We start from the raw sequence: 20,361 nt of genomic DNA, 5'->3' as shown, positions 1-20,361 counted from the left end.
GGATTGCACCAAAAAACGAAATCGCCGCCCTTTGGGTTTCCTGGAGTTAGAAATGAAAAAATTAGAAGATGTTGGTGTATTGGTAGCGCGCATTCTGATGCCCATTCTGTTCATTACCGCAGGTTGGGGAAAAATTACCGGGTATGCGGGTACACAACAATATATGGAAGCCATGGGGGTCCCTGGGTTTATGCTGCCGCTGGTTATCCTGCTTGAGTTCGGCGGCGGTCTGGCAATCCTGTTCGGTTTCCTGACCCGTACCACCGCGCTGTTCACCGCGGGCTTCACCGTACTGACCGCGTTTCTGTTCCACAGCAACTTTGCTGAGGGCGTGAACTCGCTGATGTTCATGAAGAACCTGAGCATCGCAGGCGGCTTCCTGCTGCTGGCTATCACCGGTCCAGGCGCGTTTAGTATTGACCGCGTCCTGAATAAAAAGTGGTAAGCACACTATACTGAGTGAAAATCTAAAAAAGCGAGGGGATATCTCCTCGCTTTTGCTATCTGAAGGAGGCAACAATGGGACAATTAGTTGACGGCGTCTGGCACGATACCTGGTATGACACCAAATCCACCGGGGGGCGATTCAAGCGTTCTGTTTCCGCCTTCCGCAACTGGCTAACCGCCGATGGCGCGCCGGGCCCAAGCGGCCAAGCCGGATTCGCTGCGGAAAAAGACCGTTACCATCTGTACGTTTCTCTTGCCTGTCCATGGGCGCATCGCACCTTGATTCTGCGCAGCCTGAAAGGGCTTGAGCCGTTTATTTCCGTCTCCGTGGTCAACCCCCTGATGTTTGAAAACGGCTGGACTTTCGACGATAGCTTCCCGGCAGCCACGGGCGATACCCTCTACCAGCACGAATTTCTCTATCAGCTCTATCTGCATGCCGATCCGCACTACAGCGGGCGCGTTACGGTGCCGGTATTGTGGGACAAGAAGCAGCAAACCATTGTCAGCAATGAGTCGGCGGAAATCATCCGCATGTTGAATACCGCCTTTGACGGACTGGGCGCCCGCGCAGGAGATTACTACCCGCCGGCGCTGCGCGCGCAAATTGATGAGCTGAACGGCTGGATCTATGACAACGTCAACAACGGGGTCTATAAAGCCGGATTCGCCACCAGCCAGCAGGCCTATGACGAAGCGGTCGATGGGGTATTTACCTCGCTGGAACGTCTGGAGCAAATCCTCGGCCAACACCGCTTCCTGACCGGTAATCAGCTGACGGAGGCTGATATTCGTCTGTGGACCACCCTGGTTCGTTTCGACCCGGTGTATGTGACCCACTTTAAATGCGACAAACGCCGCATCAGCGATTATCTCAATCTTTACGGTTTCCTGCGCGACATCTACCAGATGCCGGGCATCGCGGAAACGGTGGACTTCGCCCATATTCGCAACCATTACTACCGAAGCCATAAGACGATCAACCCGACCGGGATCATCTCCGTCGGCCCGCAGCAGGATCTTAACGAGCCGCACGGCCGCGATCTTCTCTTCCGCTAAGCGATTGGGCGCGATTTACCGCGCCCAATAATTCACAAAACAAATATTTACCGCCATTTCATTCACGTCTATTCTTATTTCGATCGCTTTAAAAACAAGTGATTGACGGTTAATCGAGGCGTAGAAATGGACTGGTATCTTAAAGTATTAAAAAATTACATTGGATTTGGCGGCCGCGCCCGGCGCAAAGAGTACTGGATGTTTATTCTGGTCAACATCATCCTGACCGGCGTACTCAGCATCATTGATAAAATGCTTGGATGGCAGCGCGCAGGAGGAGAGGGCATTCTGACGACCATCTATGGCGTGCTGATCTTCTTACCGTGGTGGGCGGTGCAGTTTCGTCGATTGCACGACACCGACCGCTCGGCCTGGTGGCTGTTATTACTGCTGATCCCCATTATCGGCTGGCTGGTGATCCTGGTCTTCAATTGCCAGAACGGCACTCCCGGCAATAACCGCTTCGGGCCGGATCCCAAACCGACTTCCTACTGAACAATGCGCCCCTCGTTAAAAAGGGGCGCATTTTGTTTTATCTGGCCATAAATAGCTTCGGAATTTCCCGCAGACACCATGATTTCGCCTCCCCCATGCTGTCCCGGCGCCAGGCCATAATAATGTCGATCTCGTTGCTGTACTCCGGGCTGACCACCCGAAGACGCCCCTCGGCAATATCCTGCTCAACCAGCGGATACGGCATCGTGGCGACGCCCAGTCCTGCCAGCAGGGCCTGGCGTTTATCTTCGATCGAGCTCACGGTTAATCGCGGCTGTTTGTCGAGCAGCTGCACCGTCAGCACCGGACGCTCGCGGGCGGTATCCGCCACCGCCACGCCGCGGTACTTAACGCGCGTCACTTCAGAGAGCGGCTCCGGTTCCTGGTGAATGGGATGATCCGGCGCGGCAACGTAGACGCTCATTACCGAATAGAGCTTCCGGGAGTTAATTTCCGAGGAAGAGCGAAAATGCATATCCGGCGCGACGACAATATCCGCCCTCCCCTGCTCAAGGCGCTCCCATGCCCCGGCCAGCACTTCGGTAATAATCGACAGCTGAGTGTTCGATTTGGTTGCCAGCTTTTCAATTAACGGGAACAGGCCGGTGGTGGGCACCAGCGCCTCGGTGACGATGGTCAGGTGCGTTTCCCAGCCGCGCGATAGCGCTTCGGCATCGGTTGTCAGTTTATCCGCCGCCTCCAGCAGAACGCGCCCGCGCTCGAGCAGCATTCGGCCAACGTTGGTGAATTTTGTTCGATGACCTGAACGGTCGAACAGAACGACATCCAGCTCCTCTTCCAGCTTTTGCATGGTATAGCTGAGCGCGGAAGGCACTCGACCCAGTTCATCGGCCGCCGCCGCAAAGCTTCCGCGCCGGTCAATCGCATCCATTACGCGTAACGCTTCCAGCGTTAATGCTCTCTCTTTAGCCATCGCACTCTCATTCAGGAAATTTGAACATACCGGGCAGAATATCTGGCTAACAATACAGCGTCCATACCTTTACCATTGATTTAGTGTAAAGAGAGGTCAAGAAGATGATTACAACCCGAACAGCCAAACAGTGCGGTCAAGCTGACTTCGGCTGGCTGCAGGCCCGCTACACCTTTTCCTTTGGCCACTACTTCGACCCGAAATTGCTAGGTTACGCGTCGCTGCGCGTGCTCAACCAGGAAGTTCTGGCGCCCGGCGCGTCGTTTCAGCCGCGCACCTATCCGAAAGTCGACATTCTGAACCTGATTCTGGAAGGTGAAGCGGAATACCGCGACAGCGATGGCAACCATATCCAGGCGAAAGCTGGCGAAGCGCTGCTGATTTCTACCCAGCCCGGCGTGAGCTACAGCGAGCACAACCTGAGCAAAGAGCGCTCGCTGACGCGAATGCAGCTGTGGCTGGATGCCTGCCCGCAGCATGAAAACCCGCTGGTGCAAAAAATCGCTATCGCCGAGGGAGCTCAGCAGCTGCTGGCTTCGCCGGACGGCAGCCAGAAGAGTCTCCAGCTGCGCCAGCAGGTATGGATCCACCATATCAATCTGGCGAAAGGCGAGCAGCTTAGCGTGCAGCTCCACGGCCCACGGGCCTACCTGCAGTCGATTCATGGCACGGTGCATGCACGGGTACAGGAAGAAGAGAAACAGGCACTGACCTGCGGCGATGGCGCGTTTATTCGTGACGAAGCTAACATTACCCTCGTCGCCGATACGCCGCTGCGCGCTTTGCTGATAGATTTACCTGTGTAACAACGGCAGTAAGGGAGTGTGTCAGTGGGCAAGAAGAAAACCAAAAAAGTGGCGCTAACAGCGCCGCAGCCGCAACCAGAAACCATGACTACGGTGGGTTTTGGTTATGAAGAGATGTTAAGCGAGCTGGAGGCGATCGTCGCAGAAGCGGAGATACGGCTCCAGGATGAAGAAAGCGTTGCCTGACGTCAATATCGGCCCCAGCCGGGGCCGATAGATTTACTCACTCAGTGCCTGAGCTAAATCTTTTTGTACCTGCTTACGCTGTTCTGGCGTCAGGACCTGATTGACATCAAAATAGTACTTCACGCGATAATAGCGAACCTGCTGTTCGACTTTGCTAAACGCCGCCAGCTGATCTTTGACCGCTTTTTCATTCCATTTTCCGGAATCAATCACATCAAATAATACGCCGTCTTTAATATCTTTCTGCGAGATCTGCTGAACGCTTTTCTCCAGCTGCTGATGCAGGCTTTTAATTTTCGTTACCTGATCGTTGGTCAGTTTTAAGTGCTGGACGATCGGATCCTGCGCCGGGGCTGGCGCAGCGTTAACATCCGCAGCCTGTGCCTCCATTGAGAAGCCAGTGGCGAGGACGGTTGTCACTGCAATGCGGGTCATTAATTTCATTTTTTCTTTTATCCTGATTAATTATCACCGATGTGGCTGGCTATTATTTTTCAGAAGCAGATGAAGAAATGTAAAAAATAGTGCATATAAATGTAGTTAAAAAAAGAAAACACATAATAAATATGAATAATAAAACCAAATGCATTTATTTAAAATATATAATAAATAAGAAAGGAAAATTAATGGCCGTATGATTCATCCTGCGGTTGATGGCAGACCTGCCTTGCGCGTTGTCTCCGCTTTATTGCCAGGTGGTGGCTGACGCCTTAACTGATCGACTACACCCGCGCCCTATGCCCGCTAGCGTCGTGGACAGGCATTCATCTGCCCTGTGTTTCAACCTGCCGTATGAAGCAAAAACCCCCGCCATTTCTGACGAGGGTTTTCTTTGAATGAGGAAGCTGACCGTTAAGCCGCTTTCTTTTGGGTATAGCGTCGTGGACAGCCATTCATCTGCCCTGTGTTTCAACCTGCCATATAAAGCAAAAACCCCCGCCATTGCTGACGAGGGTTTTCTTTGAATGAGGAAGCTGGCCGTTAAGCCGCTTTCTTTTGGGTATAGCGTCGTGGACAGGCATTCATCTGCCCTGTGTTTCAACCTGCCGTATGAAGCAAAAACCCCGCCATTGCTGACGAGGGTTTTCTTTGAATGAGGAAGCTGACCGTTAAGCCGCTTTCTTTTGGGTATAGCGTCGTGGACAGGCATTCATCTGTCCTGTGTTTCAACCTGCCGTATGAAGCAAAAACCCCCGCCATTGCTGACGAGGGTTTTCTTTGAATGAGGAAGCTGACCGTTAAGCCGCTTTCTTTTGGGTATAGCGTCGTGGACAGGTATTCATCTGCCCTGTGTTTCAACCTGCCATATGAAGCAAAAACCCCCGCCATTTCTGACGAGGGTTTTCTTTGAATGAGGAAGCTGACCGTTAAGCCGGGTTCTGTCGTGGACAGTCATTCATCTAGGCCAGCAATCGCTCACTGGCTCAAGCAGCCTACCCGGGTTCAGTACGGGCCGTACCTTGTGAACCCCTATTTGGCCTTGCTCCGGGTGGAGTTTACCGTGCCGCGAACTGTTACCAGACGCGCGGTGCGCTCTTACCGCACCCTTTCACCCTTACCTGATCCCACTTGCGTGGGCCATCGGCGGTTTGCTCTCTGTTGCACTGGTCGTAGGCTTGCGCCTCCCAGGCGTTACCTGGCACCCTGCCCTATGGAGCCCGGACTTTCCTCCCCTCCGCCCGTCTCCCCCGAAGAGGACGACGACGAAGCGGCGACTGTCTGGTCAGCTTCGGCGCGAAGTATAGAGGGTTTGCCGGCGGTTGTCATCCTTCCGTCGCCATCCCGACCTGCAATGTCGCCGCAATATTACGCGACGCACGATAAATATTGTCCGCCGCGCCGCGAAACGCCTCTTCCAGCGTCGTTACGCTGGTCAGCACGCTAAATACCGCATCAATCCCATACTGATGAACCACGCCCACGTCGCGGGTCAGGCTGCCGGCGATACCAATCACCGGCTTATGGTACTTTTTCGCCACGCTCGCCACACCAACCGGTACTTTACCGTTAATGCTCTGGCTATCCAGCCGGCCTTCGCCGGTCACCACCAGCGAGCAATCGAGAATATGCTCTTCCAGATTCAGCGCCTGGGTCACGATTTCAATCCCGCTGCGTAATTCAGCATTGAGAAACGCCATCAGCGCAGCGCCCATACCGCCCGCGGCGCCCGCGCCAGCAACCTGCTTCACATCGACATGCAGATCGGCCTTAATAACGTCCGCATAGTGCGCCAGGTTGCTGTCCAGCTCGCGGATCATCGCTTCGGTAGCCCCTTTCTGCGGGCCAAAGATCCTTGATGCGCCGGTATCGCCGATCAGCGGATTGGTGACATCGCAGGCGACCCGAATGGCGCAATCATGCAGCCTCGCATCGAGGCCGGTGATATCTATCGAATTCAGACCACCCAGGCTACCGCCGCCGTGGCCGATCTCCGCGCCATTGGCATCGCAAAGACGCGCGCCCAGCGCCTGCACCATCCCCGCGCCCCCGTCGTTGGTGGCGCTGCCGCCAATGCCAATAATGATGTTTTTCGCTCCGTGATCCAGCGCGTGCAGAATCAGCTCGCCGGTACCGCGCGATGTCGTCAGTAGCGGATTACGCTGAGCGGGCGGCACCAGCCCCAGCCCGCTGGCCGCCGCCATTTCGATAAACGCGGTTTTGCCATCGCCGGAAAGCCCCCAGCAGGCATCCACCGGGACGCCCAGCGGCCCCGTCACGCAGGCGCTCATTTCGGTTCCCTGCGTCGCGGCAATCATCGCCTCAACGGTCCCCTCTCCGCCATCGGCGAGAGGAACCTTCACGTAGAGCGCATCGGGGAAAATTTCCCGAAAACCTTTTTCTATAGCCTGAGCAACCTCGGTGGCCGAGAGGCTTTCTTTATAAGAGTCTGGGGCGATTACGATTTTCATAGTTATGTAGCCTGACAGTGCCGCGCAAGGCAAGAATTACAGGGCGCGCATCCGCGCCCTTCTTGTTAGCGAGTGACTTCCACTTTCGCCAGTTTTTCGTAGTAACATGCAAGCGCGCTATGGTCGGCGGTACCCAAACCGTCGGCGCGCAGCGCCTGCATCATCTCCATCACCGCGGCGGTCAGCGGCAGCTGGGCGCCCACGCCGTGGGAGGTGTCCAGCGCATTCGCCAGATCTTTAATATGCAGATCGATACGGAAGCCCGGCTTGAAGTTGCGGTCCATCACCATTGGCGCTTTGGCATCCAGCACGGTGCTCCCGGCCAGCCCGCCGCGAATGGCCTGATACACCAGATCCGGGTTTACGCCCGCTTTGGTCGCCAGCGTCAGCGCTTCGGACATCGCCGCAATGTTCAGCGCCACGATCACCTGGTTGGCCAGCTTGGTCACGTTGCCCGCGCCGATCTCGCCGGTATGCACCACGGAACCCGCCATCGCTTTCAGCAGCTCGTAATATTTGTCGAAAATCGCTTTATCACCGCCCACCATCACCGACAGCGTACCGTCGATGGCCTTCGGTTCGCCGCCGCTGACCGGCGCATCCAGCATATCGACGCCTTTCGCTTTCAGCGCTTCGCTGATTTCGCGGCTCGCCAGCGGCGCAATGGAGCTCATATCGATAAGCACGGTGCCCGGCTTCGCGCCTTCGATAATGCCGCCTTCGCCCAGCGCCACTTCTTTCACATGCGGCGAGTTCGGCAGCATGGTGATGATCACATCGCATTGCTCGGCAATCGCTTTCGCTGACGCGGCGGTTTCTGCGCCTGCGGCAATCACTTCGGCAATCGCTTCCGGATTACGGTCAGCAACCACCAACGAGTAACCTGCCTTGAGGAGGTTTTTACTCATTGGTTTACCCATGATACCGAGGCCAATAAAACCAACTTTCATTGTCATGTCTTTATCTCTCTAGTTTCGGTGGTGGTTATTTCTTAAAGGAGTCAGCCAGTTTCTGCGTGGCAGAGCGGAATACGCCCAGGTCGCTGCCGACGGCGACAAAGGTCGCGCCCCATTCCAGATAGCGGCGCGCGTCGGCTTCAACCGGCGCCAGAATACCGCTCGGCTTACCGTGCTTCTTCGCGCTGGCAAAAATGTGCTGAATCGCTTTCTGCACTTCCGGATGGGAAGCATTGCCCAGATGGCCCAGCGCAGCGGCCAGATCGCTTGGGCCGACAAAAATACCGTCCACGCCCGGCGTGGCGGCTATCGCATCAACGTTATCCACGCCCTGCTGGCTCTCGATTTGCACGAGAATGGTGATATTTTTGTTCGACTGCGCGAAGTAATCCGGCACGGTGCCAAACATATTGGCGCGGTGTGATACAGATACGCCGCGAATGCCTTCAGGCGGATAGCGGGTTGAGGCGACGGCGTTAACCGCCTGCTCTTCCGTTTCGACAAACGGAATCAGGAAGTTATAAAAACCGATATCCAGCAGACGCTTAATGATCACCGGCTCATTGGTCGGTACGCGGACGACCGGCGCGCTGGCGCTGCCTTTCAGCGCCATCAGTTGCGGGATAAAGGTGGAGATATCGTTCGGCGCATGTTCGCCGTCCAGTACCAGCCAGTCGAAACCTGCCAGACCTAAAACTTCGGTGCTAATTGGGCTCGCCAGCGCGGACCAGCAGCCAATCTGAACCTGATGCGCCGCCAGGGCCGCCTTAAATTTGTTCGGGAAGATATCGTTATTCATCACTTATACCTTGTCACTTAACCGTTAATTATTTCTGCAGTTCCATACGTTTGATGTCGCCGACCACAAACAGATAGCAAACCATCGCCATCAGGGCCGAGCATCCGACGAAGACCAGCGCTGCGTTGAATGAGTGCAGCTCGCTCACCAGGTAACCGATAACCAGCGGGGTTACGATGGAAGCGACGTTACCAAATACGTTAAAGACGCCGCCGCACAGGCCGACAATCTCTTTCGGCGCGGTATCGGAAATCACCGGCCAGCCCAGCGCGCCGAACCCTTTACCGAAGAAAGCCAGCGCCATCAGGGTCACCACCAGCGCGGTGTTATCGGTGTAGTTACACAGAATGATGGTGGACGCCAGCAGCATTCCGAGGACGATCGGCAGTTTACGCGCCACGGTGATGGAAAAACCGCGTTTAATCAGATAGTCAGAGAACACGCCGCCCAGCACGCCGCCGGCAAAACCGCACAGCGCCGGAATCGATGCGACCAGACCCACTTTCAGAATCGACATACCCTTTTCCTGCACCAGATAAATCGGGAACCAGGTGAGGAAGAACCAGGTAATGGTATTGATAAAATATTGACCGAAGAATACGCCCAGCATCATGCGGTTGGTCAGCAGCTGCTTGATATAGTGAAGCTTCGGGCCGCTGGCCGCCGCGCTGCCGGGCTTTTTATGGTCCATATCAACCACTGCGCCATTCTCGGAGATAAACTTCAGCTCCTCTTGCGTCATGCGCGGATGGTCAGTGGGATTATGGATCAGTTTTATCCACAGGCCGGTCAGCACAAAACCAATCACACCCATCACGGTGAAAACGTGTTCCCAGCCCCAGGCGAAGGTCAGCCAGCCCAGCAGCGGCGAGAACAGCGCCAGGGAGAAATATTGTGCGGAGTTAAAGATCGCCGATGCGGTGCCGCGCTCTTTCGTCGGAAACCAGGCCGCGACGATACGGGCGTTTGCCGGGAAAGAAGGCGCTTCTGAAAAGCCCAGCATAAAGCGCATAAAAAACATTGAGATGCCCGCCCACGCCAGCGGAAACATATCCACAAAGCCTTGCAGGAAGGTGAACAGCGACCAGAAGAACAGGCTGTAAGAGTAGACCTTTTTCGATCCAAATTTATCGAGCAGCCAGCCGCCGGGGATCTGCATCAGCAGGTAGGCCCAGCCGAAAGCGGAGAAAATATAGCCCATTGATACCGCGCTCAGCTGCAGCTCTTTCGCCACCTCTGTACCGGCGATCGACAGCGTCGCCCGGTCGGCATAGTTAACGGCGGTAACAATGAAAATGATCAACAGAATTAAATATCGGGTTGGCACTTCCTTTTTCTGTTCTATCGTTGCATCCAGACTCATTTAATATTCCTCAGGTACAACACACCTTCCATTATTTATTTTGGTGTGACTCTTCATTATTCAGAAATCAATATCATAAGGTATCGATTTACTTATCCGGCGTATTGCAAGCATGACTCAGTATAATCAGCTTACGAGCGTTAAACACTGTGCACATAACCTGTAAATGGCGTTTAATTATCGTTATTGTTGTGCAAATGCAGCAATGAGTGGGCGCTGATCCACAGTTCCAGCGATTTCCCACTTTAGCGAATTGGCGCTCACAGCAATGGGTGATATAGATCACATTTTCAGATTCAAACACCTGACATTCTCTATTTCACAAATCTGCACATCAGAAATTGAATAAACGTTTTATTTATTATTCGCACCTTGCTGGAGAATACTGGACAATGGCTGACATTGAAATTAGGCAAGAATCGCCAACGGCGTTTTATATAAAAGTACACGAAACGGATAACGTGGCGATTATTGTTAACGATCGAGGTTTAACGGCCGGAACGCGTTTCCCTGACGGGCTCACGCTGGTTGAACATATCCCGCAGGGCCATAAAGTCGCGCTGGTCGATATTCCTGTACACGGTGAAATCATCCGCTATGGCGAAGTGATTGGCTACGCGGTACGCGATATCCCGCAGGGCAGCTGGATTGACGAATCGCTGGTCGAACTGCCGAAAGCGCCGCCGCTGCATACTTTGCCGCTGGCGACCAAAGTCCCGGCGCCGCTGCCGCCGCTGGAAGGCTATACCTTCGAAGGCTATCGCAACGCCGACGGGAGCGTGGGCACCAAAAACCTGCTCGGCATTAGCACCAGCGTGCACTGCGTGGCGGGCGTCGTCGATTACGTGGTGAAAATTATCGAACGCGATCTGCTGCCGAAGTATCCCAACGTCGATGGCGTCGTGGGTCTGAACCACCTGTATGGCTGCGGCGTGGCGATTAACGCCCCGGCGGCGGTCGTGCCCATCCGCACCATTCACAACCTGGCGCTTAATCCAAACTTCGGCGGCGAAGTGATGGTCATTGGCCTCGGCTGCGAAAAACTGCAGCCGGAGCGCCTGCTGGAAGGCACCGATGATGTGAAAGGCATCCCGGTGGATAGCGCCAGCATCGTCAGCCTGCAGGATGAGAAGCACGTCGGTTTTAAATCAATGGTGGATGACATTTTGCAGGTCGCCGAGCGCCATCTGGAGAAACTGAACCAGCGCCAGCGTGAAACCTGCCCTGCCTCCGAGCTGGTTGTCGGTATGCAGTGCGGCGGCAGCGATGCGTTTTCTGGCGTCACCGCCAACCCGGCGGTGGGCTACGCGTCCGATCTGCTGGTGCGCTGCGGAGCGACGGTGATGTTTTCCGAAGTCACCGAGGTGCGCGATGCGATCCATCTTCTGACGCCGCGCGCCATCAACGAGGAAGTCGGTAAACGCCTGCTGGAGGAGATGGCCTGGTATGATAACTATCTCGATATGGGCAAAACCGACCGCAGCGCCAACCCCTCCCCGGGCAACAAGAAAGGCGGCCTGGCGAACGTTGTAGAGAAAGCGCTGGGCTCTATCGCCAAGTCCGGGAAGAGCGCGATTGCCGAAGTACTCTCTCCGGGGCAACGCCCAACCAAACGCGGTCTGATTTACGCCGCGACGCCGGCGAGCGACTTTGTCTGCGGTACTCAGCAGGTGGCGTCCGGGATCACCGTGCAGGTGTTTACTACCGGTCGCGGTACGCCGTATGGCCTGGTCGCCGTGCCGGTGATTAAAATGGCGACGCGTACCGAGCTGGCAAACCGCTGGTACGACTTAATGGATATCAACGCGGGAACCATCGCCACCGGCGAAGAAACCATCGAAGAGGTAGGGCTGAAGCTGTTTGAGTTTATTCTTGATGTCGCCAGCGGCCGCAAGAAAACCTTCTCGGATCAATGGGGATTGCACAATCAGCTGGCGGTGTTTAACCCGGCGCCGGTGACCTGATCGAATCAGCGATTTATCCCGCTCGTGATGCTTCGGGCGGGATACCTCCGCTATTGATGCGCGTTAAGAAAGGCCTCTATCTGCGCCTTCGTGGAAGTTCCCTCCATCGGGCCACGGCGGGAAATCGCCAGAGAGCCGCTGGCATTAGCCCATCTCAGTGCCTCCTGCGGCGATGCGCCGGACAGGAACAGGCTGACAAAGGTCGCGCCAAAGCAGTCGCCAGCTCCCGTTGGATCCACAACCGGGACATGAAACCCGGTAACATGATGCGTTTCCCGGGCGCTGAAATAGCTCGCTCCACGCGGGCCGCGTTTAATCACCACGTGCTTTACGCCGCGCTTTAAAAGCTTATCCACCAGCACCTGTTCATCGCGCCCCGGGTTGAGGCCAAAGTAATCCAGTTCGCCGTCGCTTGGCAGGAAGATATCGGTATAATCAAGAATATATTCAAAGGCCTGCGACATTTCCGGGATATTGAGCATCTCTTTACGGATATTGGGATCGAACGAAACCGTGCCGTCGCGCGCTTTAATATTTTCAATCGCTTTACGCATCGCGTCGATCATGCGAAACGAAAACAGCGAAGAGCCCATAATGTGGAAATGGTTGCACTGGTTAAGCAGGCGGTCATCGATATGGTCGGCGGTTAGCAGACCACAGGCGCTGTTTGGCATATTGAAAATAAAATCGCGCTGCGCCTGGCTGCGGTAGCTCACAAAAGCGCTGCCTGTAGTCGCCTTTTGCAGCATCGCGATCCCGTTAACGTTGACGCCATCGCTTTCCAGCCGCGCAATATTCATTTCCCCAAAAGCATCGTTGCCGACGCAGCTGAAAAGCACCGAACCTAGCCCCAGCTTCGCCACCTGATCGGCGAAAATTGCTGGCGCGCCGCTGGGATATGGCCCCCAAAACTCTCCCGGACGAGAAAAACCCTGGCTCTCTTCTTTTGCCAGAAACTCCACCAGTAGTTCGCCAATGGTGCAAATGGTCACGTTCATCATCGCTCCTTTACTTTGCCTTTTGCAAAGCAGGGTTGAGCCATGTCAGGCACTCGTTATTGGTATAGCTATTCGTCAGTCCGGCAGCAAGAAGGCGGGCGTGATACTCCGCGGCAACCACCTGCGGCGTAACGATGCCGCTAAGTTGCTGCAACTCGCCAATCGCGTAACGCTTATCGCCATAGACCGGACGATGTGCGGCTACCGCGATCACCCTCTCGCTTTGCGACACCGCTTCGCTCAACAGGCGGGCGCTGGCTTCCTGCCTGACGCTTAAAGTGCCATCCTCAGCAATATGATCGACAGCTATCAGCGCTCGCGAGGGGCGATAATGACCCAGCGCGCTTAACGCCAGATCGCCTTCGACTATTTTGCCGCTGCTCCCTAGTACGCCGCCGAGCAGCACGGTTTCGCCATTCAGAAACTCCTGCGCCAGCGGCACATGCGCCAGGTCGTTCAACAGTAGACAGAGCTCGTCATAACCGGCAAGGAAGGGGATCACTTTACGTAATATCGAGCCCTGACCCAGGAATAGCGTTTCACTATCTTCGATCTGCGCGGCGATCTGGCGAGCCATTTCGGTCTCCAGCGCTTTATCGGTGACAACCGGCGCCTCCTGAACCAGGGCAACCGGCGTCCCTGCCTGGGAAGTGTATATTGCGCCGCCAAAAGAGCGCTTCAGGTAGCCCTGCTGTTCAAGGTAGTTAAGATCGTTACGAATCGTTACCCCGGAAACAGCCAGCATTTCAGCCAGATCGTCGACTTTGATCTCTCCGTTCTTACGCACGATCTCCGCGATGTCCAGGCGCCTTTTCAGCAGACTTGTTGACGGTTTTGCCACAGTGTTGTGCCTTCTTATTTTCTCCCAGAATAACTTTCATTTTTAAATTTCCCCGCCACATTGTCAAACGTAAGGCCGTCCATATGGGTTTGATACCAAATTAAAATCATTTAATTCAGAAACTTACAATCAACCTCACTTCTTAATATAATTTTAAAAAAGAAAACAAACAAGACAGAATAACTTTCATTTATAAAAAAATATCGCTGATGTGTGCGGTTGATCACAACAAAAACGCGGGTCGATCGCTACATTACTTTCAAAACGAAGGTTATATACGAAAACAAACTTACAATATAAAAGTAAAGGAGTAAGAATGTTCATTATCTCCAGTAAAAATATGCTGTTGAAAGCTCAACGCCTCGGCTATGCCGTTCCTGCCTTTAATATCCACAACCTGGAAACGATGCAGGTGGTGGTAGAGACGGCTGCCGAGCTGCGTTCTCCCCTGATTCTTGCCGGCACCCCGGGAACTTACAGCTATGCAGGAACCGGTAACGTAGTAGCGATCGCTCGCGATCTGGCTAAGATCTGGGATCTTCCTTTAGCAGTCCACCTCGATCACCATGAAGATCTGGCCGATATCACGCGCAAAGTACAGGCCGGTATCCGCTCGGTCATGATCGACGGATCGCATTCGCCTTTTGAAGAAAACGTCGCGTTAGTCAAGAGTGTGGTTGAACTGAGCCACCGCTATGATGCCAGCGTCGAAGCCGAGCTTGGCCGCCTGGGCGGTGTGGAAGATGATTTGGTGGTTGATGCAAAAGATGCGCTGTATACCAACCCGGAACAGGCGCGCGAATTTGTCGCCCGCACCGGCATCGACTCCCTGGCGGTGGCTATCGGTACAGCGCACGGCTTGTACGCTGCGGAACCTAAACTCGATTTTGACCGCCTTGCCGCCATTCGCGATCGCGTTGACGTTCCTCTGGTTCTTCATGGCGCGTCAGGCCTGCCCGATAGCGACATCCGTCGGGCAATTTCGCTGGGCGTGTGCAAGGTCAACGTCGCCACCGAACTGAAAATCGCTTTCTCCGATGCCCTGAAGCACTATTTCGAGGAAAATCCGGACGCTAACGATCCGCGTCATTACATGAAACCGGCCAAAGCGGCGATGAAGGATGTCGTACGCAAAGTCATTCACGTTTGCGGCTGTGAAGGACAACTGTAATTTTCGGATCGAAGGAGCAATGTCGTGATCCATACCCTGACACTCAATACGGCAATCGATATGAATATCTTTTGCGATCCGCTGAAGCCGTCGGCAGTGAACCGAACCCGACACACGGAATATTGCCCAAATGGTAAAGGAGTGAACGTATCGCTGATATTAAATCATTATCAGCAGCCCACTCACATTATAGGTATTTTCGGTGGTTTCACTGGCCGTTATATTGTGGAAGAGTTACGTCAGAAAAAAATTAAAGTGACGCCGGCATGGGTCTCTGAGCCAACCAGAATTAATATTTTTATTAATGACGGCGCTGAGGAATATAAGCTCGTTAATCCTGGAGCAAAAATTGATGATGAGTGTAAACAGCAGGTTATGCATCATCTGCAATGCGTCGCCTCTGGTGATTATTTAGCGATTAGCGGCAGCCTGCCCCCGGGGATTGAAAGCCGATTATATGCTGAAATTATTGAATTATGCCAGCAGAAAGGCTGTGAAGTTATCCTCGATATCAGCCATCCGGTCCTGCGCCAGCTGCTTGAATTACGGCCTTTGTTGATCAAACCCAACGATGACGAGCTGCGGGAAATCTTTGGTCTCGACGTCAGCAACCACCAGCAGGTACGCGAGGCAATGCGAACCCTGCATCAGCTGGGCGCTCGCAACGTGCTGCTGACGATGGGGGCGGAAGGACTCTACTTTTCTGATGGCGAAGGCGTGTGGTTTTGCTCCGCACCGAAAATTGCGCTGGTCAGCTCCGCCTGCGCCGGTGATGCCGCCCTGGGCGCTTTTCTTAGTAAATGGCTTAATAAAGAAGATGTTGCTCACGCCCTGGCACTAGCCAGTGCGACCGGCGCCGACGTCGCCGGCTCCGCCGGATTAGGAAAATTACAACGCACAGAAGAATTATTACAGCAAATTCAGGTCGTCCAATTATAAAGGTCCGATTATGAAAAAAATCATTGCAGTTACCGGTTGCCCTACGGGTATTGCGCATACTTTTATGGCTGAAGAGGCCTTAAAAACCGCAGCAAAGAAATTAAATATTGAAATTAAAGTCGAAACCAACGGCGCTTCAGGTGTTGAAAATGCGATTACGCCCGCGGATTTAAAAGATATTTATGGTGTTATTATTGCCGCTGATAAAGACGTTAACGCCGAGCGATTTAATGGTCTGCCGGTCATTGAAGTTCCGGTTAAAGAAGCCATTCACCATCCGGCCGACTTAATTAATAAAGTTATCAGCGGCCAGGCGGCGCGTCGTCAGGGTATTTCTGCCTCCGACGATTCAACGGAGAAATACGAGCGGGAGTCTTTCGGGCGCCAGGTATATAAGCACCTGATGAGCGGCGTCTCTAACATGCTGCCGTTTGTTGTCGCCGGAGGGATTTTGATTGCCATCTCCTTCCTGTGGGGCATCTACTCCGCCGATCCAAACTCGCCGCAATATAACGTTATCGCCGCCACGCTAATGAAAGTGGGTCAACAGGCCTTCTCAATCATGGTGCCGATTTTCACCGCTTATATTGCCTGGTCTATTTCCGGGCGTCCCGGTATGGTCGCGGGCTTTGTCGGTGGGCTATTAGCCAACGCAACCGGCGCAGGCTTTCTCGGCGGGATTATCGCCGGTTTCGCCGCCGGTTATTTTATGCTGCTGATCCGCAATATGCTCAACGGCCTGCCGCGCCAGTATGAAGGGCTGAAATCGATCTTTATTATGCCGCTCGTTGGCGTACTGGTGATTGGCGTGATGATGGTGCTGCTGGGTCAACCCGTCGCCGCTATCAACAACGCGATGATGAACTGGCTGAGCTCATTGCAGGAAGCAAACCCAATTCTGCTGGGTATTGTGGTAGGCGCGATGTGCTCCTTCGACTTTGGCGGCCCGGTGAATAAAGCCGCCTACGTCACCGGTACGCTGCTGCTTGGCCAGGGTAACTACTTCTTTATGGCCGGGGTTTCCGCCGCCTGCATCACGCCGCCGCTGGTTATCGCGCTGGCGACTACCTTCTTCCCGAAAGGCTTCAGTGAAGAAGAGCGCGCCGCCGGAATGGTTAATTATATCCTCGGCTGTACCCATATTACTGAAGGCGCTATTCCGTTCGCCGCGAAAGATCCTTTACGCGTCATCCCTATGATGATGATCGCCTCTTCCATCTCTGCGGTTCTCAGCTATAGCCTGCAAATCCAGGTTCCTGCTCCGCACGGCGGCTTCCTGATCCTGCCGCTGGTAAGCAAACCGCTGATGTGGGTACTGTGTATTCTCGCCGGTTCCGCCTGCGGCGCGGTCATGCTGGGATGCTGGAGGCTATGGCAAAAACGGAACCAGGAAGCGACAACGCTTGCCGGTGCCATTAAATAAGGAGCTATTTATGCAACTGAGTTGCGCAGATATCCATTTCGATCGCGAGATTAAAACGAAAGATGAAGCGCTGCAACGCGTCGTTGGCAGATTAACCGAAGCCGGGCATACCACGGCCGCTTATCTGAACGGTATGCGCGATCGCGAAGGGCAAATCAGCACGTACCTTGGCAACGGTATCGCCATTCCTCACGGCACGCCGCAGAGTCGCGATGCGGTACTGAAAACCGGAGTGAAAGTGCTGGCCTGCCCGCAGGGGGTAGATTGGGGAGAGCAACAAACGGCTTATCTGATTGTGGGTATCGCCGCACAGGATAGCGAACACCTCGATATTCTACGCCAGCTTACCCATGCCATGAGCGACGAGCGCGTGCCTGAAGCGCTCTCGCGCGCCGAGAGTCCGCAGGCGGTGCTGGAGATTCTGGCCGGAAATATCTTTCCTGCCGAAGGGGAAGATATGGAACCGCCTCCGGTGTTCGATGAAGAGGCGACGTTTACCCTTCGCAATCCCCACGGACTGCACGCGCGGCCAAGCGCGGTCCTGGTGAAAGCGGTGAAGCAGTGGCGATCGCAAATTCGGGTGGAAAATCTCGACACCCGTTCCGCTATTGTTGACGCCAAAAATCTGATGCGGGTCGTTTCTCTCGGCGCAAAGCAGGGGCATCGGCTGCATTTTATGGCCAGCGGGGAAGATGCCCATCAGGCGCTGGAGGCTATCGGTACGGCCTTTAATGCCGGATTAGGCGAAATTGCCGCACAGCCGCAGCGGGTCGTTCAGCCAGCAGAAAAGCCTAAACGGAGCTGGCTTTCACGAATATTTAGTTAAATTTCAATAAATTAAAAACGCTCTGCCGTTATCGCCAGAGCGTTTTTTTATCTTTAATTTTCGAAACATTACGTTTTATCTTTCTTTTTTTCGAGATTGATCACAAATCAAAACAAAGGAGTTTGCGAGCAAAACAAAACATAACGAATATATTCGAAAGAAAACGGAGGATTGAAATGAAAGATATTATTTCCCGCCACAAAGCTGGCGAACACATCGGCATCTGCTCAGTTTGTTCCGCGCATCCGCTGGTTATCGAAGCCGCGCTACGTTTCGATCTGCATACCAACAACAAGGTTCTTATCGAAGCAACCTCTAATCAGGTTAACCAGTTTGGCGGCTACACCGGAATGCAGCCTGCGGACTTTCGTGATTTCGTGAATAAAATTGCCCGCGAAGTCGGTTTCCCGTCAGAGCGTATTATTCTCGGCGGCGACCATCTCGGGCCGAACTGCTGGCAGGGCGAACCCGCCGCCGAAGCGATGGAGAAATCGGTCGATCTGATTAAAGCCTACGTCGCCGCGGGCTTCAGCAAAATCCATCTCGATGCCTCCATGTCCTGCGCTGACGATCCGGTACCGCTGGACCCGGCCATCGTCGCCGAACGTGCCGCTCGCCTGTGCCAGGCCGCGGAAGAGACGGCAACCGACGAACAGAAACGCCATCTGACCTATGTCATCGGCACCGAGGTTCCGGTTCCCGGCGGCGAAGCCAGCACCATCGGCAGCGTCCACGTGACCCGCGCCCAGGATGCGGCGGCAACGCTGGAAACCCATGAAGCCGCCTTCCGCAAACTGGGTCTTAACGCAGCGCTGGAGCGCGTCATTGCTATCGTGGTGCAGCCCGGCGTTGAGTTCGACCATACGCAAATTATTCATTACCAGCCGGAGGCCGCCAAAGCGCTCTCCGCGTGGATCGAAGGCACGCCGATGGTCTACGAAGCGCACTCAACTGATTACCAGTCTCGTCAGGCCTACCGGGCACTGGTGCGCGACCATTACGCCATCCTGAAAGTGGGCCCGGCGCTGACCTTCGCGCTGCGTGAAGCCATTTTTGCCCTCGCGCAAATGGAAAATGAGCTGGTCGCTCCGGAGTCCCGCAGCCGCGTAATGGAAGTGATTGATGAAGTGATGCTTAACGAGCCGGGCTACTGGAAAAAGTACTACCGCCCGACCTGGAGCCAGGCAATGGTGGATATTCACTTCAGCCTGTCCGACCGCATTCGCTACTACTGGCCGCATCCACGTATTCGCCAGAGCGTGGAAAAGTTAATTGCAAACCTGACCGAAACTAAGCTACCGCTGGGCCTTATCAGCCAGTATATGCCCGTGCAGTTTGAACGACTGTCGTTAAACGAACTTGCCGCCGTGCCGCACGACCTCATCCTCGACAAGATTCAGGATGTGCTGCGAGCTTACCGTTACGGCTGTTCATCTGAAATCGCCTGAGTAAAGAGGATTTATGAGTCAATTGTTTGTTCGTACCGGCATTCATTTTAGCTCCAGCCAGCAGGCGTTGGAGCATATTGGCGAAGAGATGCTGGCGCGCGGCGTCGTGCACGATAGCTACCCACTGGCGCTGCTCGAACGAGAAGCAACTTTCCCAACCGGCATTGCGCTGGAGCAGCACGCGGTCGCTATTCCCCACTGCGAGGCAGTACATGCAAAGTCTCCGGCTATCTATCTGATTCGCCCGGACAATCCGGTCCCTTTTCAACGCGCTGACGACGACGGAGAAATCGACGTTTCGTTAATCATCGCGCTGATTGTAGAAAATCCGACCGCACAGCTGCAGCTGCTGCGCCGGTTATTTAGTGAGCTACAGAATCCGACCACGCTTGAAGCATTATTGGCTGCCTCGCAAGAGCAGCTGCCCGAGCTGTTTCGGCACTCTATCCTTGAGTCAGAACCCAGCGTTCAGGCTTTATAACAGACTGATAATAAAAGGGGTACCCTATGAAACGTAAAGTAATTGTCGCCTGTGGAGGCGCTGTCGCCACCTCGACCATGGCCGCAGAAGAGATCAAAGATCTGTGCACGGACCATAGCATTGAACTGGACCTGGTGCAGTGTCGGGTGAATGAAATCGAAACCTATATGGACGGCGCGCACCTCATCTGCACCACCGCCCGGGTCGACAGAACCTTTGGCGATATTCCAGTGGTTCACGGTATGCCTTTCATATCCGGCGTAGGTATTGAAGAGCTGCAGCAAAAAATCCTGAACATCCTGACGGAGTAACGCTC

General features: G+C 54.3%; 21 protein-coding genes and 1 other RNA gene. 13 read left to right on the top strand and 9 right to left on the bottom strand.

Annotated elements, in window-relative coordinates:
* The first annotated feature begins 52 nt into the window (after nt 1-52).
* The 3 genes from ACE3MN_RS03090 to ACE3MN_RS03080 all read left to right on the top strand — a co-directional run bounded on the left by ACE3MN_RS03090 (nt 53) and on the right by ACE3MN_RS03080 (nt 2,001).
* Nucleotides 53-445, top strand: coding sequence for a DoxX family protein (locus ACE3MN_RS03090; RefSeq protein ID WP_004125512.1), 393 nt, complete (start codon nt 53-55; stop codon nt 443-445).
* A 74-nt stretch (nt 446-519) separates the two neighbouring features.
* Nucleotides 520-1,506, top strand: coding sequence for a glutathione S-transferase family protein (locus tag ACE3MN_RS03085; protein ID WP_004135904.1), 987 nt, complete (start codon nt 520-522; stop codon nt 1,504-1,506).
* 126 nt (nt 1,507-1,632) lie between these two features.
* Entirely contained in the window at nt 1,633-2,001 is a 369-nt protein-coding gene (locus ACE3MN_RS03080) for a DUF805 domain-containing protein (RefSeq protein ID WP_004135903.1), read from the top strand.
* Between the two features lie 37 nt (nt 2,002-2,038).
* Here the strand turns inward: ACE3MN_RS03080 and ACE3MN_RS03075 are convergent, their stop codons facing one another.
* Complete coding sequence (locus ACE3MN_RS03075; RefSeq protein WP_049085097.1) at nt 2,039-2,935, bottom strand: LysR family transcriptional regulator; 897 nt, start codon at nt 2,933-2,935, stop codon at nt 2,039-2,041.
* Between the two features lie 104 nt (nt 2,936-3,039).
* Here ACE3MN_RS03075 and ACE3MN_RS03070 point away from each other — a divergent pair, with 104 nt between their 5' ends.
* Together ACE3MN_RS03070 and ACE3MN_RS03065 are read left to right on the top strand one after the other, a co-directional pair.
* Nucleotides 3,040-3,741 (top strand): pirin family protein, encoded by a 702-nt coding sequence (locus ACE3MN_RS03070; protein WP_004135902.1) that lies wholly within the window; start codon nt 3,040-3,042, stop codon nt 3,739-3,741.
* Nucleotides 3,742-3,765: 24 nt separating this feature from the next.
* Nucleotides 3,766-3,927 (top strand): hypothetical protein, encoded by a 162-nt coding sequence (locus tag ACE3MN_RS03065; protein WP_180971301.1) that lies wholly within the window; start codon nt 3,766-3,768, stop codon nt 3,925-3,927.
* Between the two features lie 33 nt (nt 3,928-3,960).
* On the opposite strand, the gene ACE3MN_RS03060 is transcribed toward ACE3MN_RS03065, so the two are convergent.
* The 6 genes from ACE3MN_RS03060 to garP form a co-directional block, all read right to left on the bottom strand.
* Complete coding sequence (locus tag ACE3MN_RS03060) at nt 3,961-4,371, bottom strand: Spy/CpxP family protein refolding chaperone (RefSeq protein WP_102650078.1); 411 nt, start codon at nt 4,369-4,371, stop codon at nt 3,961-3,963.
* A 908-nt stretch (nt 4,372-5,279) separates the two neighbouring features.
* An RNA gene (rnpB, locus tag ACE3MN_RS03055) (RNase P RNA component class A) lies at nt 5,280-5,658 on the bottom strand.
* A gap of 32 nt (nt 5,659-5,690) precedes the next feature.
* Nucleotides 5,691-6,836: a glycerate 2-kinase gene (garK, locus tag ACE3MN_RS03050; RefSeq protein WP_024358722.1), complete on the bottom strand. Its 1,146-nt coding sequence runs from the start codon at nt 6,834-6,836 to the stop codon at nt 5,691-5,693.
* Nucleotides 6,837-6,901: 65 nt separating this feature from the next.
* Nucleotides 6,902-7,792, bottom strand: coding sequence for a 2-hydroxy-3-oxopropionate reductase (gene garR, locus ACE3MN_RS03045; RefSeq protein ID WP_004135895.1), 891 nt, complete (start codon nt 7,790-7,792; stop codon nt 6,902-6,904).
* A gap of 28 nt (nt 7,793-7,820) precedes the next feature.
* A complete protein-coding gene (garL, locus tag ACE3MN_RS03040) occupies nt 7,821-8,591 on the bottom strand; it encodes a 2-dehydro-3-deoxyglucarate aldolase (protein ID WP_024358723.1) in 771 nt (256 codons plus the stop codon).
* Between the two features lie 28 nt (nt 8,592-8,619).
* Nucleotides 8,620-9,954, bottom strand: a complete 1,335-nt coding sequence (gene garP, locus ACE3MN_RS03035) for a galactarate/glucarate/glycerate transporter GarP (protein WP_004135890.1) — start codon at nt 9,952-9,954, stop codon at nt 8,620-8,622.
* 392 nt (nt 9,955-10,346) lie between these two features.
* Here garP and garD point away from each other — a divergent pair, with 392 nt between their 5' ends.
* The gene (gene garD, locus ACE3MN_RS03030) at nt 10,347-11,918 is read left to right on the top strand and encodes a galactarate dehydratase (protein WP_024358724.1); all 1,572 of its coding nucleotides are present in this window, start codon (nt 10,347-10,349) and stop codon (nt 11,916-11,918) included.
* A gap of 50 nt (nt 11,919-11,968) precedes the next feature.
* On the opposite strand, the gene ACE3MN_RS03025 is transcribed toward garD, so the two are convergent.
* Nucleotides 11,969-12,916 carry a sugar kinase gene (locus ACE3MN_RS03025; protein WP_004135886.1) on the bottom strand — a complete coding sequence of 316 codons (948 nt, stop codon included), beginning with the start codon at nt 12,914-12,916 and terminating at the stop codon, nt 11,969-11,971.
* A 10-nt stretch (nt 12,917-12,926) separates the two neighbouring features.
* Nucleotides 12,927-13,721 (bottom strand): DeoR/GlpR family DNA-binding transcription regulator, encoded by a 795-nt coding sequence (locus ACE3MN_RS03020; RefSeq protein ID WP_155553545.1) that lies wholly within the window; start codon nt 13,719-13,721, stop codon nt 12,927-12,929.
* Between the two features lie 352 nt (nt 13,722-14,073).
* Here ACE3MN_RS03020 and ACE3MN_RS03015 point away from each other — a divergent pair, with 352 nt between their 5' ends.
* From ACE3MN_RS03015 to gatB, 7 genes are all read left to right on the top strand, one after another.
* Nucleotides 14,074-14,928, top strand: a complete 855-nt coding sequence (locus ACE3MN_RS03015) for a tagatose bisphosphate family class II aldolase (RefSeq protein WP_024358725.1) — start codon at nt 14,074-14,076, stop codon at nt 14,926-14,928.
* A gap of 24 nt (nt 14,929-14,952) precedes the next feature.
* The gene (gene pfkB / locus ACE3MN_RS03010; RefSeq protein WP_024358726.1) at nt 14,953-15,867 is read left to right on the top strand and encodes a 1-phosphofructokinase; all 915 of its coding nucleotides are present in this window, start codon (nt 14,953-14,955) and stop codon (nt 15,865-15,867) included.
* 10 nt (nt 15,868-15,877) lie between these two features.
* Nucleotides 15,878-17,290, top strand: a complete 1,413-nt coding sequence (locus tag ACE3MN_RS03005) for a PTS fructose transporter subunit IIC (protein WP_024358727.1) — start codon at nt 15,878-15,880, stop codon at nt 17,288-17,290.
* A 10-nt stretch (nt 17,291-17,300) separates the two neighbouring features.
* Nucleotides 17,301-18,116, top strand: coding sequence for an HPr family phosphocarrier protein (locus ACE3MN_RS03000; RefSeq protein ID WP_024358728.1), 816 nt, complete (start codon nt 17,301-17,303; stop codon nt 18,114-18,116).
* A gap of 176 nt (nt 18,117-18,292) precedes the next feature.
* Entirely contained in the window at nt 18,293-19,564 is a 1,272-nt protein-coding gene (gatZ, locus tag ACE3MN_RS02995; RefSeq protein WP_004135878.1) for a tagatose-bisphosphate aldolase subunit GatZ, read from the top strand.
* A 13-nt stretch (nt 19,565-19,577) separates the two neighbouring features.
* On the top strand, nt 19,578-20,045 hold the full coding sequence (gene gatA / locus ACE3MN_RS02990; protein ID WP_004135877.1) for a PTS galactitol transporter subunit IIA: 468 nt from the start codon (nt 19,578-19,580) through the stop codon (nt 20,043-20,045).
* Nucleotides 20,046-20,071: 26 nt separating this feature from the next.
* Nucleotides 20,072-20,356, top strand: a complete 285-nt coding sequence (gatB, locus tag ACE3MN_RS02985; RefSeq protein WP_004135876.1) for a PTS galactitol transporter subunit IIB — start codon at nt 20,072-20,074, stop codon at nt 20,354-20,356.
* Nucleotides 20,357-20,361: the final 5 nt, after the last annotated feature.

Source organism: Klebsiella grimontii, from assembly GCF_042137965.1.
GTDB lineage: Bacteria > Pseudomonadota > Gammaproteobacteria > Enterobacterales > Enterobacteriaceae > Klebsiella > Klebsiella grimontii.
The sequence above is the reverse complement of the archived record's forward strand: the minus strand, read 5'-3'. Positions and strand labels throughout refer to the sequence as shown.

What these genes read in the sequence shown, in the direction of transcription:
- ACE3MN_RS03090 (WP_004125512.1), top strand. Translation starts at nt 53, where the DNA reads ATGAAAAAATTAGAAGATGTTGGTGTATTGGTAGCGCGCATTCTGATG.
- ACE3MN_RS03085 (WP_004135904.1), top strand. Translation starts at nt 520, where the DNA reads ATGGGACAATTAGTTGACGGCGTCTGGCACGATACCTGGTATGACACC.
- ACE3MN_RS03080 (WP_004135903.1), top strand. Translation starts at nt 1,633, where the DNA reads ATGGACTGGTATCTTAAAGTATTAAAAAATTACATTGGATTTGGCGGC.
- ACE3MN_RS03075 (WP_049085097.1), bottom strand. Translation starts at nt 2,935, where the DNA reads ATGGCTAAAGAGAGAGCATTAACGCTGGAAGCGTTACGCGTAATGGAT.
- ACE3MN_RS03070 (WP_004135902.1), top strand. Translation starts at nt 3,040, where the DNA reads ATGATTACAACCCGAACAGCCAAACAGTGCGGTCAAGCTGACTTCGGC.
- ACE3MN_RS03060 (WP_102650078.1), bottom strand. Translation starts at nt 4,371, where the DNA reads ATGAAATTAATGACCCGCATTGCAGTGACAACCGTCCTCGCCACTGGC.
- garK (WP_024358722.1), bottom strand. Translation starts at nt 6,836, where the DNA reads ATGAAAATCGTAATCGCCCCAGACTCTTATAAAGAAAGCCTCTCGGCC.
- garR (WP_004135895.1), bottom strand. Translation starts at nt 7,792, where the DNA reads ATGACAATGAAAGTTGGTTTTATTGGCCTCGGTATCATGGGTAAACCA.
- garL (WP_024358723.1), bottom strand. Translation starts at nt 8,591, where the DNA reads ATGAATAACGATATCTTCCCGAACAAATTTAAGGCGGCCCTGGCGGCG.
- garP (WP_004135890.1), bottom strand. Translation starts at nt 9,954, where the DNA reads ATGAGTCTGGATGCAACGATAGAACAGAAAAAGGAAGTGCCAACCCGA.
- garD (WP_024358724.1), top strand. Translation starts at nt 10,347, where the DNA reads ATGGCTGACATTGAAATTAGGCAAGAATCGCCAACGGCGTTTTATATA.
- ACE3MN_RS03025 (WP_004135886.1), bottom strand. Translation starts at nt 12,916, where the DNA reads ATGAACGTGACCATTTGCACCATTGGCGAACTACTGGTGGAGTTTCTG.
- ACE3MN_RS03015 (WP_024358725.1), top strand. Translation starts at nt 14,074, where the DNA reads ATGTTCATTATCTCCAGTAAAAATATGCTGTTGAAAGCTCAACGCCTC.
- ACE3MN_RS03005 (WP_024358727.1), top strand. Translation starts at nt 15,878, where the DNA reads ATGAAAAAAATCATTGCAGTTACCGGTTGCCCTACGGGTATTGCGCAT.
- ACE3MN_RS03000 (WP_024358728.1), top strand. Translation starts at nt 17,301, where the DNA reads ATGCAACTGAGTTGCGCAGATATCCATTTCGATCGCGAGATTAAAACG.
- gatZ (WP_004135878.1), top strand. Translation starts at nt 18,293, where the DNA reads ATGAAAGATATTATTTCCCGCCACAAAGCTGGCGAACACATCGGCATC.
- gatA (WP_004135877.1), top strand. Translation starts at nt 19,578, where the DNA reads ATGAGTCAATTGTTTGTTCGTACCGGCATTCATTTTAGCTCCAGCCAG.
- gatB (WP_004135876.1), top strand. Translation starts at nt 20,072, where the DNA reads ATGAAACGTAAAGTAATTGTCGCCTGTGGAGGCGCTGTCGCCACCTCG.